The following is a 15,621-nucleotide window of genomic DNA, read 5'->3' on the forward strand; positions in this document are numbered from 1 at the left end:
TTATTGCACCGGTTGTGCTGGTCCTCGCCGTTGCGGCTTTCTTCTTCTTGCGGAAACGTAAACCCGCTAGTCAAAATCCAGCATAGTTGTATTAAATGCTGGTGTGAAACCAAGGATGAGTTGCATGTTGAACTCGTCCTTGTTGGAAGTATCAAATAGTAAAAAATATAATGAATCTGAAAAATTGAGAGGAAACTGTGCAAGAAAAGCGATCAATACAGTTTGTTATTAAAAAGATAGCGGTCTTTGCTTCTCTGATGATATTGTTTTCTTTTGCATTTCAATCAAAATTAGCGATGGCGCACGCAGCATTGGTTAAATCCGATCCACCCAGAAGAGCCACACTTTCCATATCGCCAAAACAAGTACGGCTGTGGTTTAATGAAAAGATTGAAGGGTCTTATGCAGCTGTTACCGTGCTTGACTCCAATAAGAATTCAATAACAGAAAATAACCCTGAAAGTATTGCAGATGACCCAAAATCTGTTGTCTTGAGCTTACCGCAACTAGCATCAGGGCGTTACACAGTTAAATACCGTGTGATGTCGGTCGATGGTCATGTTATTGAATCAAGTTTTGATTTCAATGTAAAAGAATAAAATGTAGCAAAATGGTAGAAGTTATCGCAGCATTTGCACGTTGGTTTCAACTTGCAGCAAACATGATTTTATTGGGTAGCTGTATCTTTTTAGCTATCGCAAACACCGGGAAACGAGCTTACCTGGAAGTATGGATTGTGCGATTGGAACGCCTGTTCCCATGGCTAGCTATCAGTATACCTATCGGCCTTTTGATAATGCTGATGGCATCCTTGGTTCAAATTACCGGGAATGTCAGTAATCTATGGCAGCAAGATATTTGGCTGGGATTCATCAGCGATACGCGCGTTGGTCAAATATGGAGCTGGCGCACGTTATTTGCGGTATTGCTGCTACTCATCATTGTTTTTCTTCGTAAATCTCCCAAAGCGCGCTGGCAGAATATTTTAATTGCTTTTACTGCAACGCTTCCTTTGATCGCAGGCTCACTAGCGAGTCATGCCGCAGCCGAAGAATTATCCGTATTGACGGTTTTGCCTTATGCTTTGCACATTATTCTAGCTGGTATTTGGTTTGGAGCATTGCCAGCATTTTTGCTATTGATTTACGAGAATAACAAAAATACCAAGGCCAAACGCGGCAATGCGCCGGAATATAAAACATTGATGCGGTTTTCATCAATCGCATTACCGGTGATGCTATTGATTATTTTGACTGGAATCACTGTAGCCGATCGCATCTTCGACGGCTATTATGCCGCACTGGTTGCGACACCATACGGTTGGCTGCTGAGCATCAAGATACTCATCCTCAGTATCATTCTCTTAATCGCAGCGCGAGTCCGTGCGCATTGGCTACCGCTATTAGCAAACGATTCGCAACCAGACAATGCGAGCCCTGGCAGAACAGGGATAAGAAAATGGGTGCGTATTGAATTCGTCCTGGCGTTGTTATTGCTATTCCTAGCAACCGTAACTGCTAATACAACGCCGGTAAAACATGCACTGATTGAAAACTGGCCCTTCCCATTCCGGTTTTCAATCCTGGCAACCTGGGATAAGCCGAATGTGGCTGTTCAAGTATGGATTGGAGTTTCCATTCTGATACTTGCGGCAGGAGTAATTCAGCTTGGCCAGCTTCGCAATTGGGGATTCAAGCGTTTGATCGGTATTCCCGCGCTATTGCTGGCATCCGGACTTGCCATTGCTTTGCCGCCGTTGACAATACAAGCTTATCCAGAAACTTATCGCAGACCTCCGGTGCCTTTTGATGCAATGTCTATAGCCAATGGTGCCGCTTTGTTTAATCAGCACTGTGTTGAGTGTCATGGTCATCAAGGAATGGGCAATGGCATCAAGTCACGAACGCTGTCGACGAAACTGCCCGATCTGTTAACCGAACCGCATACCTCAGAGCATACACCGGGAGATTTCTACAATTGGATTAGCTACGGAATGGTTAATACCGATATGCCGGGTTATGCGGAAAAAATATCCGAAGAGGATCGCTGGGATCTGGTGAACTATGTACATGCATTATCAAGAGGTTATCAGGCGCGGATTTTAACACCGGAAATCATACCCAATAAAGCCTATATAAAACCGCCGCTCTTTTCGTACACGGAAAATAATAACAACAGCGGCACATTGCAGGATTTTCGCGGTAATAAATCCATCTTACTGGTCATTTTCTCATGGCCGCAATCCCAGGATCGTATCGAGCAATTAAAGCAAGCATATGACCGCTTCAGTGAGCAAAATATCGCTGTGTTAGCAGTACCGGCAAATGAGCTTGCCGCTGCTGAGTTAACTCAAATCGCCGCTGAATTGCCGTTCCCGGTTGTTACGCAAGGCGCGGCCGAGATAGCTGCCAGCTATGCATTGTCGCGCCGGACGCTGACCCATCCGGATATCATCGGGCGGGGGAAAAATCATCCGAGCCATATGGAATTTCTCATCGACCGGAACGGTTATATGCGCGCGCGTTGGATACCGTCAATCGATCAGACCGGTTGGTCTGATATCGATAAGTTATATCAGCAAATAAGTTTGCTGAATCGCGAAAACATGAAAATAGCGTATCCGGAAGATTTCGTCCGCTAATCGTTTGCAATTCACTAAGCAGTAAAAATTGAAACCTCAGCATAAGCGCCTCGGTAATTTCTGCCATTACACGGATGCAGAGGTGCTCTGATCATACCGAAGAATCAGGGGCGAGTGTGACGCGATAGGTTTCAGTATGATCTGTCCGTACCTGCCGGATACTGGCATGACGTACATCAATATCAAGCGCGCGTTCGAGTGGATGCTGCAGAATATGGCAGATAATCATCCGGATGACGCCGCCATGCGTAATCAACAATACCTTCTTCCCGCAAAATCGCTGTTGAATATCTTCCCAGGCTAACAAAACACGTGCCTCAAAATCCAGCAAATGTTCGCCATTAGGCGGCGGGTGATCGAGGGGATTTTGCCAGAAACGGGTTAGAGCATCGGCATCGGTGCGCATCAACTCAGCGCTTGATCGATCTTCCCAATCGCCAAAATGAATTTCCCGGATTCGGTCATCCTGGCTGACGGGAATCGAATAACGTTGTCCCAAAGCGTGCGCGAAGTCCGCGCAACGTGTCAAAGGCGAAGTAACGATATGCTGCCATTGAGTCGATTGACTATTAACGGCATGCCACATTTGTGTCCAACCGAGTGCAGTCAGCGGATAATCCGTGCTGCCGCAATAGCGCTGACTGTTTTCTGTTATGCCATGCCGCAGCAAATCAATTGAGGTCGTCAAAATACTACGGGTGCTCGCTTTGTTGCGAAACCTGCGCTTCAGAGAAAGTCGCCATTTCATTATGCAAACTGCACGCCATGCGCAACAGACTCAGCGTGACGGCTGCGCCACTGCCTTCTCCAAGACGCATCTGCAAATCGATGAGCGGATCGGCATTGAGTGCTTCAAGCACGAGTGCGTGTCCTTGCTCGGAAGATTGATGGGAAAAAATAAACCAATCTTTACATCCCGGAACAATATGTTCGGCGGCCAATGCGGCCACCGTACTGATAAATCCGTCAATCAGCAGCGGCAGACCCAGTTGCGCGCCATGAATATAAGCCCCCGCTAATGCGGCAATCTCAAAACCGCCAACGCGGCGCAGTGTATCCAAGGGTGAATCCGCTTGCGGCCGGTGCAGCGATAATGCGCGCGCGATGACGGTTATTTTATGCGCGATACCTTGCGCATCCAATCCGGTACCGCGCCCGGTCAGCCGCACCGGTTGTTCATTCAGTAAAAGACAGGCCAATGCGGTGGCGCTGGTGGTATTGCCGATTCCCATTTCACCACCGATAAAGAGCTGCTGTCCGGTTTGCTGCGCACGTTCAATGCTGTCAAAACCCGCTTGGAAAGCTTGGCTCAATTGTTCCCAGGTCATCGCGGGTTGATGAACAAAATTGGCCGTGCCCGGTCCCAAATGACAATGCCGTACATCGGCCAGCGCTTGCGTATCGTGTACGGTTCCCAAGTTAATGATTTCCAGTGAAGCGTTCAATGCGCGCGCTAAAACATTGATGGCTGCGCCGCCACGCGAGAAGTTTTTGATCATCTCAGCAGTGACCGATTGCGGAAACGCGGAAACACCCTCGGCGGCAACACCATGATCGGCGGCAAATATGGCGATGTGCACGCGATCAACACCGGGTTGTTGAGTGTTTTGCAATGCCGCGAGCCGGATGGCGAATTCTTCCAAACGGCCGAGAGAGCCAGGGGGTTTGGTAAGTTGCGCCTGGCGTTGTTCCGCCAATTGGCGCATTTCCTGATTGGCAACGGCCAGTGGAGCACTCAGCCAATGCAGGGTAGCCGACTGCGTCATAACGGTTCTCCCTTGAGCACCAGAGGCAGGCCGGCGGCGGTTAAAATCACTTGATCGCAGTGTTGTGCCACTTCCTGATGTAATTTACCGGCTTCGTCACAATAACGGCGGCTCAATTCACCCATCGGGATGATGCCCATGTTCGTTTCATTGCTGACCAAAATCAGTTTACTCGTTACCAAAGGGAGTGCAGTCAGAAATGCCGCGCGCTCGGCATCGAATCGCTCCGCTTCCGGATGAATCAACCAGTTCGTCAACCAGAGTGTCAGGCAATCGACCAATAGACAGCATTCGTCGTTGGCATGCTGTGTCAATACGGAAGCCAGTTGCAGCGGCTCCTCAATGACTTGCCAATGATCCGGACGCCGCGCTTGGTGTGCAGCGATTCTTGCGCGCATTTCATCGTCTTCGCTGGTTGCGGTAGCAATGTATGTGACCGGTAATTGACTCTCCAGCGCCAAACGCTCCGCTAACCGGCTCTTGCCGGAACGCACACCACCCAAAATAAAAGTCCGAGTGGGTGTCATGATATCCGCACAGGCAAGTTGAGCAACCGGTTCAACCGCGCGGTATCCAGGTATTGCTCGACACAATCGGCTAACCGTTCAATCGCGGCATTACATACCGACTGATAATCAGGCGCGCTATCTTGCTCATTCAATCCGGCCCAGGCCAGTAACTCGCGGCAAGCGGCAGCGGATGTGAAAATACCGTGCAAATACGTTCCCGCTATCAAACCATCGTCGCTGATTGCGCCATCCTGATTCTGTGCTAAGTAGATAAGCGGTTGATAGTGCGTGTAAAAAGTGGTCACTCCCGCATGGATCTCGTAACCCGTCACGGCCGCATCGTTCAACGATAAGCGTCCTTGGCAATTGCTCAGAATTTTGTCCGCTGCCAATGTCGTTTCCATATCAAAAAAAGCGAATCCTGGTGCGCTACCGGCATCGCCTTCAAGACCGGTGGGATCGTGAATCAGTTTGCCGAGCATTTGGAAACCACCGCAAATACCCAGCAATTTCCCGCCGTAGCGTAAATGGCGGCGGATTACTTGCTCCCAGCCTTGCTGGCGCAACCAATCCAGATCGGCGCATACGCTTTTTGAGCCTGGCAGGATGATCAAATCTGCCGGCGGAATGGTTTCGCCGGGACCGATAAATTGCACGTGGACCTGCGGATGTAACCGCAACGGATCGACATCGGTGTGATTGCTGATACGCGGCAGCGCAGGAACAATGATCCGGAAGAGTTTCTGTTCCGGCGATACAGGTGAAGCAGCGGGGTGGGGCAAAGCATCTTCGGCTTCCAGATGCAAGCCGTGCAAGTAAGGCAAGACACCCAGCACCGGTTTGCCGGTATATTGCTCCAGCCAATCCAATCCCGGATCGAGCAATGCTTTATCGCCGCGGAAGCGGTTGATGACAAAACCTTGAATGCGCGCCTGCTCGCTTTCGCTCAATAATGCCAAAGTGCCGGCGAAGTGTGCGAACACACCGCCGCGGTCAATATCGGCAATGAGAATGACCGGACAATCGACGGCTTCGGCAAAACCCATATTGGCAATATCATGGGCACGCAGATTGATTTCCGCCGGTGAGCCCGCGCCTTCGGCAATGATCCGCTCGTATTGATTACTGAGCCGCGTGTGCGATTCCAGCACCGCTTTCAGCGCAATCGATTTATAGTCGTGAAAAACGCCGGCATCCATGTTGGCGATGGCATGGCCGTGAATGATGATTTGTGCTTTTTTATCGGTGTTGGGTTTCAGCAATACCGGATTCATATCGGTATGCGGTGACAATCCGGCGGCCCAGGCTTGCACCGCCTGCGCCCGGCCGATTTCCCCGCCATCGGCGGTGACGACGCTGTTAAGCGCCATATTCTGCGGTTTGAACGGCGCGACGCGAACACCTTGGCGCGACAGCCAGCGGCACAGCGCCGTGACCAGCATGCTTTTGCCGGCATCCGACGTGGTGCCTTGTACCATCAATGTTTGCGTGTTCATCGCGGGTGTTTCGCAGCGCTAGGAGATTGATGCTGAAAGAAGGTCAAAGTGTGCTCCAGGTGCTGCCATGCACAGAAAATAATCGGTGAAATACTCATTCCGGAGGAATCGCCGAGTTGTTCCAGTGATTGTGAAAGAGCAATTCCTGCAGCGGACGTTCTTCCGCCCAGCCTTGCAGTTTCAGCATCGGCGCGGGATAAAAAGCTTCGACATGGCCCAGGCATAAAATAGCGACCGGCTTACTACCGGCAGGCATGTCGAGTAATTCGGCCAATTGCGCGGGATCGAACAATGACACCCAGCCCATGCCTAATCCTTCGGCGCGTGCGGCCAGCCAGAAATTCTGGATGGCACAGGCGACCGACGCCAGATCCATTTCAGGCAAGGTGCGGCGGCCAAAAATGTGTTGCTCGCGCCGGTCACTTAACGCAACGACCAGCAGTTCTCCGCATTCCAGAATACCGGCGACTTTTAAACGCATGAATTCGTCGCTGCGTTCCGCCAATGCAGCGGCGGTGCGATGCCGTTCTTCTTCCACCAGGGCTGCGATAGTAGTGCGCAGCTGCGGATCGGTGATACGGATAAACCGCCACGGCTGCATCAAACCGACACTGGGCGCCTGGTGGGCGGCGGCGAGCAGGCGCTTCAATACCAGAGGATCAACCGGATCGGGCAGAAAATGCCGCATGTCGCGGCGTTCGGCGATCACGCGATAGATGGCGGCACGTTCGCTATCACTAAAGCGATGGCTATTATGCATGGCGTTACAGATCGATTCCTTTTTGTGCCTGAATACCGGCGCGAAAGGCGTGCTTAACGTCGGTCATTTCCGTGACGGTATCCGCAGCTTCGCACAATGCCTCGGGTGCGCCGCGCCCGGTAATTACGACATGCTGCATGGCCGGGCGGTTTTTCAGGTCATTCAGAACGGTATTCAGATCCAGCCAGCCGAATTTGATCGGATACGTTAATTCGTCGAGGATGATCAAATCGAACGCCGGATCGCGCAGCATGGTTTGCACCACCGCCCAGCCGCGGCGAGCGGTTTCCGTATCGCGTTCCAGGTTTTGCGTGTCCCAGGTGAAACCTTCGCCCAGAACATGCCAGACCACGTGATCCTGTTTGCGGAAAAAAGCCTCTTCACCGGTATCCGATCGGCCTTTGATAAATTGCGCCACGCCGACGCGCATGCCGTGTCCCAGTGCTCGTGCCATCATACCGAAGGCCGAACTGGATTTGCCTTTGCCGTTGCCGGTAAGAATCAGCAATAAGCCTTGTTCACGATCCGCACGCGCAATGGCCGCATCGACCACTTCTTTTTTGCGCTGCATGCGCGTGCGATAGCGCTCTGCGCTCCCTGAATCGGTCATGCCGTTATCCTGCCGACGTGTTGCGTGGATTGAGTTGCTGTGCAATCAACGTAAATAGCACGTGAATTACGGCCGCGATACCGGCATAAAATACGAAGGTTTCGATATACAGCGGGAAGTATTTGAGCAATTGTTCGCCGAATTCAGCGAAACTGGTTTCCGCAATGCGGCCGGAGAAGAAATAAAATCCGCCACCGGAAAATAATTCACACAACGTTAAACCGGTCACGATGCTGACGGAAAGCGGCAGGACGGTGTTCCATGCGAATTGATGCCGCTTGGCGTACCAGCGCCCGGCCAGCCATAACGACGCATAAGCCGGCAGCAAAAAGAAATAGGCCGGTGTCATGCAGAAATCACTGACACCGCCCCAGGTGGTGGCGGCAACATCCAATCCCCAGCCCAAGGCAAAGAATCCCAGCAACGGCCATGCGGAACGCAGATAAATGCCTGCCAGGAAGAAAACCGCCCAGGAAGCGTCGGCAAGGTTATGCATCGTGGCGAAATGATGGCTGCGGGTGAGCATCATTAAGGCTGCCAGCAGTAGACCAATAGCGATTTGATGGCGAGTGGATATAGTCAGCATGTTTTACTCCTAGTTAAGGTTGATAACGTACCATGGCAAAGAAATTCCGCCCTGGCTGATTGTAGAATGCAGCGGTTTGGTAATGCTCATTAAATAAATTTTCAATCCGCCCCTGTAAACGCCAATGTTTACTCAGAATATATTCGGCACGCAGATCGAATTTGACGTAACTGTCCAATTTGCGGGTGTTGGATAGATCGTCATAACGTTCGCCTTCGACCAGCAGCATCGCACCCAGCCGGTACTGGCCGAATTGCCGGTCTGCGTCCAGCCGGAATGATTCCGCGGCGCGCCGTGGCAGTATATTACCGCGATTTGGGCCGGAAGATCGATTCTCGGGATCCATCAGGGTCAGGTTGGTATTGAATTGCCAGCCTTTGATTTGCGCACTGAGTATGCCTTCAAAACCGCGAATGCGCGCCTGATCGACGTTGGCGGGAGCAAAGATGCTGGCATCGTAAGCGATCAAGTGATAGATGTGGTTTTCATAGATATTCAGCGACCAATTGCCCCAATCCGTTTTGCCGCGCGTGCCGAACTCAAAACTGCGCGAATCTTCCGGACGCAGATTCGGATTGCTGAAGCCGGGAAAATACAATTCATTGAATGTCGGTGCTTTAAATGCGCTGCCGAAATTAGCCAGCAGGCGGACATTATCGGTGAGCGAATAACCCCAGCCCGTGCCGCCGGTCACCCAACTGCCGAATTGCTGGTTGTCATCATGCCGCAGCGAGAGCTGAAAATTATGTTTGGCGACAGTGGCCTGATGTTGCGCGAAAACACCCCAATTGGTGCGCGAATTCACGGTGAAAGCTTCGGTGCTATTGATGTGATCTTTCTGGTAATCCATACCAATAGTCAATAGATGATTGGGATTTATTGTGAAATCGTTGAGCACTGAAATCGTATTGCGCGTGGTATTGAATCGGGTTTGAAACAAGGTGTTGAGAAAATTATCCGAATCTTCACGGCTACTGCCACCGATCAAATTGATGCGCCAGAAATCCACAGGTGAATAGCGCGCCGTTCCGCCAAAAACCTGTTGCATCACAATCCCTTTATTGACAAAGCTGCCATCGAACTGGGTTTTGCCTGAAGATTGCATAAAATTGCCGTCGATTTCCAGCCCATTGTCGAAACGATATCCCGCACGTGCGCTACCTGAGACATTGCGATAGCCATCTTTGTCGTATAACGTCGGGTCGGATGAATCGACAAAGCAACCGGCATTGCTGGAGCCCGTACAGGCATTAAACCCGCGCGTACCGATACCGCTGGCGGTCATATTCAACCAGCCTTGCTTGCCGCCGTATGCGAATCCTGTGGCGCCTTCCAAAGTGCCATAACTGCCGCCGCCAAAATTGAAATTCGGTTTAAATCCGGTGCCGCTGCCTTTGCGTGTAATAATGTGAATCACGCCGCCAATGGCTTCGGAGCCGTATAAACTGGAACGCGGGCCGCGCACAATTTCAATGCGTTCGATCTGGTCGACCGGAATGTTCTCAAAAGCGGTTGTGCCCGATGTAGCGGAACCGACTTTGATATTGTCAATCATGACCAGCACATGGTCGGATTCGCTGCCGCGCATGAATACCGCAGTGCTTTTGCCGGCGCCGCCATTGTTGGAAATGCTCATTCCCGGCACACCGCGAAATAAATCCTGAATCGAACGCGCTTGCTGGCGTTCAATATCCTTGCGGGTAATCACTGTGACTGAAGCCAATGAAGCATCGGCGGTTTGCGCCGTACGCGTTGCCGTGACAATCACCGGTTTCTCTTGGTGATCCACATCCGTGGCAAACGCATTCATTGCCGTGCCAGGCCATAGCACGACCATTGCCGCTAAACGGCATTTTTGCATGATTTGATCCCTTCGCGCACACCCGCGCGTTGTCAATGATTAAGGCATGCGAAGAGAAATTTGGAATGGACAGAAGAACCGGTCCGTGCAATGAGAACCGGTCAACATGCCACTGATTGCCCGCCGCAATACCGCAGTTGTATTCACTTCAGGCCGGTCTCCGGACTGATGAGTGGAAGTGATTCCACATCTGCGCCTTCCCGTGCGATGACACAGTGGCATTTTGCAGATGGTTAACTCATTTACCGTTGCGGGGGCAGTGCTGGCTTTGTTGCATTCGACTGAAACGCACCAGCTTCCCGTTTAACCTGCAAGGAAAGAAACTTGCAGGCACCTGAATCGTGAGGGCGCAAACTTACCTGACCGCTGGTGTATCTGTCAAGAAATTGTCGGTATTCCGGGATGATCATTTTTATTCGATCCATCTGTTTGCTGGATTAACTGCGTACATGGAATTGCCGATAGTGGCCGAAGCTATCCGGTTGTGATGCGATGCTTATGACGATTGCATACCCGTTCATGCATAATCCTAATTTTTGCGGCTTCGCGATGCTTGTATAAACATGGATGGGCATGAAAAATACGGCAATCAGGTTTTTGAATAAATGGATATAAATAAAAAACTCTATATATGCGCATTAAGGTAAGTTGTTCTATTCTTGCTGTTATCAGTGTAATTCTATGCAATTCCTATGCGCTGGCTGAAGGGGGGTGCTCGCTCGATGCGAAGCAAGGAATCGGTGCGTTGGGACGCATTGAGCCGCGTTCGCGGGTGATTAAAATTTCCCATAACGCGGGTCCCGAAGGTGCGCGTGTTGAACAGCTTTTTTTTCAAGAAGCCGATCAAGTGAAAGCGGGCGACACATTAGCCATTTTGTCCGATCATCTCAAGAAAAAGGCGCAGGTGGAAGCCGCCAAAGCGCGCATTAAGGTGCTGGAAGCGCAACGGGCCGTGGAGCAAGCCGCGCTCGCTTTCAATAAGCGAGAATACTTGCGCTACCAATCATTGGAACATAGCTCCGCTACCAGTATTTCGCTGGCCGATGCGAAACGGTTGGCGCTCGAGCAATCCGGAATTATTCTGAAGCGCTTGTCGGCCGAGATTACTCAAGCGCAATCCGAACTGAAAATAAGCGCAGCGGAACTGAACAACACGCAGATTGTTGCGCCCATTGACGGTACCTTATTAAAAATTTTTGCTCGCCCGGGAGAACGGATTGGCGATAAAGGGGTGCTGGAAATGGCGGATTTGACCGAGCTCGATGTCGTCGCGGAGGTTTATGAATCGGATTTGTTGCGGATCAAGGCAGGTCAGTCCGGATGTATTCATGCCGTGGGTTTTAAACGGCCCTATCAGGCGCAGGTGAGGGAACTGGGGTTTCTGGTGCGGAAAAATGATTTGAACGATACCGATCCTTTGGCCGACCGGGACAATCGCATCATCGAAGTGCGCTTGACGCTTGAAGCAGAGGCTGTGGCGGATTTGCAGCACCAGATTTTTCGGCAGGTTAAGGTGCGGATTACGCCGTGAACAAGCTGACCTGGTTTTACTTTCCCGCGCGTCTGGCGTGGCGCCAGCTCATTTTTGATCGAAGCAAACTGGCGGCTGCGATCTGCGGTGTATTGTTCGCATGCGTGCTGGTATTCATGCAATTGGGCTTCAAGGATTCCTTGTATGCCAGCGCAGCCTCCGCGCCAGTCAAGTTAAGCGGTGATTTATTTTTGATGCACAAACAAAGCGAGGCCATGTGGCGGCCGATCCAGTTCAAGCGCAGCGAGTTGATGCGTGTTCTGGGAAATCCGGCGGTGGCGGAAGCTTATCCGCTGTATCTCGGCTTAGCGCCGTTCAAAAACATTAAAACTCAAGTCAAGCGTACATTGATGGTTTACGGTTTCGACCCGGATTCCATGATTTTCAATGTTGGCGAGGTCAAAAACAAGCGGGAAGAGTTGCGGCTCAAGGATACCGTGTTGTTTGACGAGTACTCCCGTCCGGAATTCGGCCCCATGCGCCAACTGCTCGAAGCGGACCGGAATGTCACGGAAATCAATGATTATAAAGTGAACGTCATGGGATTATTCCGGATGGGCGTGTCGTTCGCCGCCGATGGCAATGTCATCACCAGCGATCTGAATTTCATGCGCATTTTTCCCAGGAGAAATCACGGTGATATCGATATGGGGGTCATCAAACTCCATCACGGCGCATCGGCCAAGCAGGTTAAAGCGGAACTTAAGAGCGAATTGAACGAATTCATCAATATTTTTACCTATGAAGAATTGCTGAAATACGAGAAGGATTATTGGGCCAATACCGCGCCGATCGGGTTTATTTTCGGTTTCGGCACGGTGATGGGATGGGTAGTCGGTCTGGTGATTGTCTACCAGATTTTGTTCACCGACATCGCCAATCATCGCAACGAATTCGCGACACTCAAAGCCATGGGTTATGAGCACGGCTATTTTGTCCGCCTGGTGTTTGCTTCGGCTTTCTTTTTGGCCGTATTGGGGTTTATTCCGGGTTACGTGCTTTCCTTGGGGCTATACCACCTGGCTGAATCGCAAATGTACATGCCGATGCCTATGCTCTGGAGCAAGATGATCACGGTATTTCTGTTCATTCTTTCCATGTGCGTCATGGCCGGGTTGCTGGCCATCCGCAAGTTGAAAGATGCCAACCCGGCGGATATGTTCTGATGTCAACAGTCATTGATGTCGAGCACCTGAATTTCAGCTTTGGCAGCGGCGCGTTAACGCAACCGGTGCTGAAAGACATCACCCTGTCAATCCGCAAAGGCGAGATCGTATTGATTACCGGGCCTTCCGGTTCCGGTAAAACAACTTTTTTGACCATTATCGGCGGTCTGCGGCAAGCTTTTCACGGTAGCGTGAAAGTGCTCGATCAACAATTCATCAACAGCAGCGAGCAGGTTAAAGTCAGCGTCCGGCAGCAGATCGGTTACATTTTTCAACAGCATAATTTGCTCAAGTCGCTTACGGCGTTGCAGAACGTCAGTATGACATTGGAAATGAGCAATGGGCTGACAGAGCAGCAAAGACGCGATCGCTCCGCGGAAGCGCTGATTGCCGTGGGATTGGGTGACCGGCTGGATTACAAACCGGGGCAACTTTCAGGCGGGCAGCTGCAACGGGTTTCCATCGCACGTGCATTGGTCGGGCAGCCCAAAATCATCCTGGCCGATGAGCCGACCGCATCGCTGGATAAGCAAAGCGGTTATGAAGCGGTCAGTCTGTTGAAACGATTAGCCAAAGAATCGCAAACCGCGATTCTTTTGGTCACGCATGATTATCGCATCCTGGATATCGCGGACCGGGTGGTGGAACTGGAGGACGGAGTGATCAAAAGTGCCTGATTTACAGTTGATTGTGAAGCTTTCACTTTTTTATCCCGTTGAGACTCCTCCTGAAGTTCCTGCCGATTGTTAAGAAATAGCTATAGTGCTAGAACTTGGCGCCGGTGCCGACGAGTTCAGCTGAAGTGATTTTATACGAGAAGTTTTCGTGATCCAGGCTATCCAGAAGTTTTCCGTCAATTTCCGCTTGCGGATACATGAAGAAAGGCAATTTGCTGGCTGTATTGCCAGGATTAAGCGCCAGATCTTCGGCGTGATTGAACGTCAACCAATTCATCTCCCAGGTACCGAAGAATTTTTCTCTGAGTTGCATGATTTTCGGATCGTCCAGTGGAAGTTTTTCCAGTTTGGAGACTTGCCGTACATCGGACGGGTTTACCGGTATCCAACCGTGCCCGGCCAGAAAGAATTCCGCGCGGCAGTGCTGCGCTTGACTGATGTCACCATATTGCCCGATGGAGTTGTGCAGGCTTGATTCATTGATACGAATACCGTATTGGTTACGCGCGGGGATATTGGCTGCTCTGGCCAGTGCGACAAATAATGAATTCAAGTCAACGCATTTTCCGTTGAGTTCATTTTTCTCAAGCATGATTCTGACATCGCCTTGACCGCGTCCGCGTGTATTTTCATCGTATTGCGCATTATCGATTACCCAATCATAGATTGCCTTTGCTTGTTGCACGGTTGTTTCGGCATGTTTTTCTTTCAAAATGGAATGAACGGTATCACGCACAATGCCATTGGTCGGCTTCAAATGCGTCGGGTTAATAAAATGCTTGATGCTATTGGGCAACGCTGAATTTTTGATGGCGGGATAATGGGCCAGATCAAAGGAATGATGAGAAGTTTTTACAATGCAACTGACGTTGACATGGCGTTGACCGCTTTTCGGTTTGCCATGCCATTCCGCTTTGAATGCCGGGAAGGGATTCGCGCCGAGGGTGGAAAATGATGCTTTGCTCGCATTACCGCTCCAGTTGCTGCCTTGCGTGAATTGAAAGGCGGAATCATTGGTGTCGGGAAGCGGCAGCCATAAACGGGCTGTATTACCTTTGGCCGGAAGATCGACCTGATAACTGAGGCGGTAACTGGTCCAGTTGCTGAAGTCCGATGAGAGCAGTTGCTTAGCCACTAAGGATGAAGCAGGGAAAGAGAGTACACTTGTGCCGATTAATTTTATAAAATCCCTGCGTTTCATAACTTCCTTTATGGTGAATGCGTTGAGTTGCGGAATTTTATCTGATCGATTTTTTATGTCAATGTAATGTGAGCGCGTGCTTTTATATGATGATTAAAACGACTGATTTTTTGCCTGTTGTGGAAATTGAAACGAATTCTTCACCCACGCACGCCATTATATGGTTGCACGGTTTGGGTGCCGACGGAAATGATTTCGTGCCGGTTGTCGAGGAACTAGAATTATTGCCTGAAGCATCGATTCGATTTGTTTTTCCGCATGCGCCGGAGCGTCCGGTCACGATTAATAATGGTTATGTGATGCGCGCCTGGTACGATATTTATCGCGCGGATTTCAATGACCTTGAGGATCAACCCGGTATCCGGGATTCGCAAGAAGCATTGGATGCTTTGATCGAAAGAGAGATGCAGCGCGGTATCCCTGCCAGTCACATTTTGCTCGCCGGGTTCTCGCAGGGCGGCGCGATGGCATTGCAAACCGGGTTGCGCCAAAACAATCCGCTCGGTGGCATCATTGCCTTGTCATGTTATTTGCCGCTGGCGGAGACTCTCGCCGTGGAAGCCCGCGTGGCGAATGCAACGACACCGGTATTCATGGCGCATGGTATTTACGATCCGGTAATACCGCTCTCGCATGCCGCAGCGTCTCGAGATAAATTGCTGGCAGCCAATTATCCGCTCGAATGGCATGAATATCCCATGGCGCATAGTGTATGCGCAGCCGAGATTGCGGATATCAGCCGCTGGCTGCGGCATATTATCGGTTAGCGATTACTCCAGCGGTTTAGGCTAGTAGGCATTATCTTTGCGCAGTACGA

Annotated in this window: 15 protein-coding genes and 1 riboswitch; of the genes, 6 read left to right on the forward strand and 9 right to left on the reverse strand. The window is 50.8% G+C overall.

The genetic code is table 11. The annotated features are described in order from the left end of the window. The first annotated feature begins 197 nt into the window (after positions 1 to 197). Both ABD07_RS05505 and ABD07_RS05510 read left to right on the forward strand, forming a co-directional pair. A complete protein-coding gene (locus ABD07_RS05505) occupies positions 198 to 599 on the forward strand; it encodes a copper resistance protein CopC (protein WP_160817475.1) in 402 nt (133 codons plus the stop codon). 203 nt (positions 600 to 802) lie between these two features. Next, positions 803 to 2,641, forward strand: a complete 1,839-nt coding sequence (locus ABD07_RS05510) for a CopD family protein (RefSeq protein WP_240142432.1) — start codon at positions 803 to 805, stop codon at positions 2,639 to 2,641. Between the two features lie 91 nt (positions 2,642 to 2,732). On the opposite strand, the gene cobC is transcribed toward ABD07_RS05510, so the two are convergent. From cobC to btuB, 8 genes are all read right to left on the reverse strand, one after another. Further along, positions 2,733 to 3,329: an alpha-ribazole phosphatase gene (cobC, locus tag ABD07_RS05515; protein WP_181258050.1), complete on the reverse strand. Its 597-nt coding sequence runs from the start codon at positions 3,327 to 3,329 to the stop codon at positions 2,733 to 2,735. 4 nt (positions 3,330 to 3,333) lie between these two features. Continuing rightward, positions 3,334 to 4,407 carry a nicotinate-nucleotide--dimethylbenzimidazole phosphoribosyltransferase gene (gene cobT, locus ABD07_RS05520; protein WP_160817477.1) on the reverse strand — a complete coding sequence of 358 codons (1,074 nt, stop codon included), beginning with the start codon at positions 4,405 to 4,407 and terminating at the stop codon, positions 3,334 to 3,336. Further along, a complete protein-coding gene (cobU, locus tag ABD07_RS05525) occupies positions 4,404 to 4,934 on the reverse strand; it encodes a bifunctional adenosylcobinamide kinase/adenosylcobinamide-phosphate guanylyltransferase (protein WP_160817478.1) in 531 nt (176 codons plus the stop codon). The genes cobT and cobU overlap by 4 nt, the downstream gene beginning before the upstream one ends. Next, a complete protein-coding gene (locus tag ABD07_RS05530) occupies positions 4,931 to 6,412 on the reverse strand; it encodes a cobyric acid synthase (protein WP_160817479.1) in 1,482 nt (493 codons plus the stop codon). The genes cobU and ABD07_RS05530 overlap by 4 nt, the downstream gene beginning before the upstream one ends. A 94-nt stretch (positions 6,413 to 6,506) precedes the next feature. Further along, positions 6,507 to 7,172 (reverse strand): 5,6-dimethylbenzimidazole synthase, encoded by a 666-nt coding sequence (bluB, locus tag ABD07_RS05535; RefSeq protein WP_160817480.1) that lies wholly within the window; start codon positions 7,170 to 7,172, stop codon positions 6,507 to 6,509. A gap of 4 nt (positions 7,173 to 7,176) precedes the next feature. Continuing rightward, positions 7,177 to 7,782 carry a cob(I)yrinic acid a,c-diamide adenosyltransferase gene (cobO, locus tag ABD07_RS05540; protein ID WP_160817481.1) on the reverse strand — a complete coding sequence of 202 codons (606 nt, stop codon included), beginning with the start codon at positions 7,780 to 7,782 and terminating at the stop codon, positions 7,177 to 7,179. 4 nt (positions 7,783 to 7,786) lie between these two features. Then, positions 7,787 to 8,368, reverse strand: a complete 582-nt coding sequence (locus tag ABD07_RS05545) for a hypothetical protein (protein WP_160817482.1) — start codon at positions 8,366 to 8,368, stop codon at positions 7,787 to 7,789. Positions 8,369 to 8,381: 13 nt separating this feature from the next. Continuing rightward, on the reverse strand, positions 8,382 to 10,229 hold the full coding sequence (gene btuB / locus ABD07_RS05550; protein ID WP_160817483.1) for a TonB-dependent vitamin B12 receptor: 1,848 nt from the start codon (positions 10,227 to 10,229) through the stop codon (positions 8,382 to 8,384). Positions 10,230 to 10,363: 134 nt separating this feature from the next. Further along, positions 10,364 to 10,582: riboswitch (cobalamin riboswitch) on the reverse strand. Positions 10,583 to 10,860: 278 nt separating this feature from the next. Between btuB and ABD07_RS05555 the strand changes: the two genes are divergently transcribed. The 3 genes from ABD07_RS05555 to ABD07_RS05565 are packed head-to-tail and all read left to right on the forward strand — an operon-like array spanning position 10,861 to position 13,603. Continuing rightward, positions 10,861 to 11,760, forward strand: coding sequence for an efflux RND transporter periplasmic adaptor subunit (locus ABD07_RS05555; protein WP_160817484.1), 900 nt, complete (start codon positions 10,861 to 10,863; stop codon positions 11,758 to 11,760). Further along, positions 11,757 to 12,926, forward strand: coding sequence for an ABC transporter permease DevC (gene devC, locus ABD07_RS05560; protein WP_160817485.1), 1,170 nt, complete (start codon positions 11,757 to 11,759; stop codon positions 12,924 to 12,926). Before ABD07_RS05555 ends, devC begins: the two co-directional genes overlap by 4 nt. Next, the gene (locus tag ABD07_RS05565) at positions 12,926 to 13,603 is read left to right on the forward strand and encodes an ATP-binding cassette domain-containing protein (RefSeq protein WP_160817486.1); all 678 of its coding nucleotides are present in this window, start codon (positions 12,926 to 12,928) and stop codon (positions 13,601 to 13,603) included. The genes devC and ABD07_RS05565 overlap by 1 nt, the downstream gene beginning before the upstream one ends. Before the next feature lie 88 nt (positions 13,604 to 13,691). On the opposite strand, the gene ABD07_RS05570 is transcribed toward ABD07_RS05565, so the two are convergent. Then, complete coding sequence (locus ABD07_RS05570; protein ID WP_338040531.1) at positions 13,692 to 14,738, reverse strand: transglutaminase-like domain-containing protein; 1,047 nt, start codon at positions 14,736 to 14,738, stop codon at positions 13,692 to 13,694. A 152-nt stretch (positions 14,739 to 14,890) separates the two neighbouring features. Between ABD07_RS05570 and ABD07_RS05575 the strand changes: the two genes are divergently transcribed. Further along, positions 14,891 to 15,571: an alpha/beta hydrolase gene (locus ABD07_RS05575; protein WP_160817488.1), complete on the forward strand. Its 681-nt coding sequence runs from the start codon at positions 14,891 to 14,893 to the stop codon at positions 15,569 to 15,571. Positions 15,572 to 15,621 lie beyond the last annotated feature (50 nt).

Origin of the sequence: Nitrosomonas oligotropha, from assembly GCF_009833085.1 — a bacterium.
In the GTDB taxonomy this organism is placed as follows: Bacteria; Pseudomonadota; Gammaproteobacteria; order Burkholderiales; family Nitrosomonadaceae; genus Nitrosomonas; species Nitrosomonas oligotropha.

What these genes read in the sequence shown, in the direction of transcription:
- ABD07_RS05565 (WP_160817486.1), top strand. Translation starts at nt 12,926, where the DNA reads ATGTCAACAGTCATTGATGTCGAGCACCTGAATTTCAGCTTTGGCAGC.
- cobO (WP_160817481.1), bottom strand. Translation starts at nt 7,782, where the DNA reads ATGACCGATTCAGGGAGCGCAGAGCGCTATCGCACGCGCATGCAGCGC.
- ABD07_RS05545 (WP_160817482.1), bottom strand. Translation starts at nt 8,368, where the DNA reads ATGCTGACTATATCCACTCGCCATCAAATCGCTATTGGTCTACTGCTG.
- ABD07_RS05510 (WP_240142432.1), top strand. Translation starts at nt 803, where the DNA reads ATGGCATCCTTGGTTCAAATTACCGGGAATGTCAGTAATCTATGGCAG.
- ABD07_RS05555 (WP_160817484.1), top strand. Translation starts at nt 10,861, where the DNA reads ATGCGCATTAAGGTAAGTTGTTCTATTCTTGCTGTTATCAGTGTAATT.
- cobT (WP_160817477.1), bottom strand. Translation starts at nt 4,407, where the DNA reads ATGACGCAGTCGGCTACCCTGCATTGGCTGAGTGCTCCACTGGCCGTT.
- btuB (WP_160817483.1), bottom strand. Translation starts at nt 10,229, where the DNA reads ATGCAAAAATGCCGTTTAGCGGCAATGGTCGTGCTATGGCCTGGCACG.
- bluB (WP_160817480.1), bottom strand. Translation starts at nt 7,172, where the DNA reads ATGCATAATAGCCATCGCTTTAGTGATAGCGAACGTGCCGCCATCTAT.
- ABD07_RS05575 (WP_160817488.1), top strand. Translation starts at nt 14,891, where the DNA reads ATGATGATTAAAACGACTGATTTTTTGCCTGTTGTGGAAATTGAAACG.
- cobU (WP_160817478.1), bottom strand. Translation starts at nt 4,934, where the DNA reads ATGACACCCACTCGGACTTTTATTTTGGGTGGTGTGCGTTCCGGCAAG.
- ABD07_RS05530 (WP_160817479.1), bottom strand. Translation starts at nt 6,412, where the DNA reads ATGAACACGCAAACATTGATGGTACAAGGCACCACGTCGGATGCCGGC.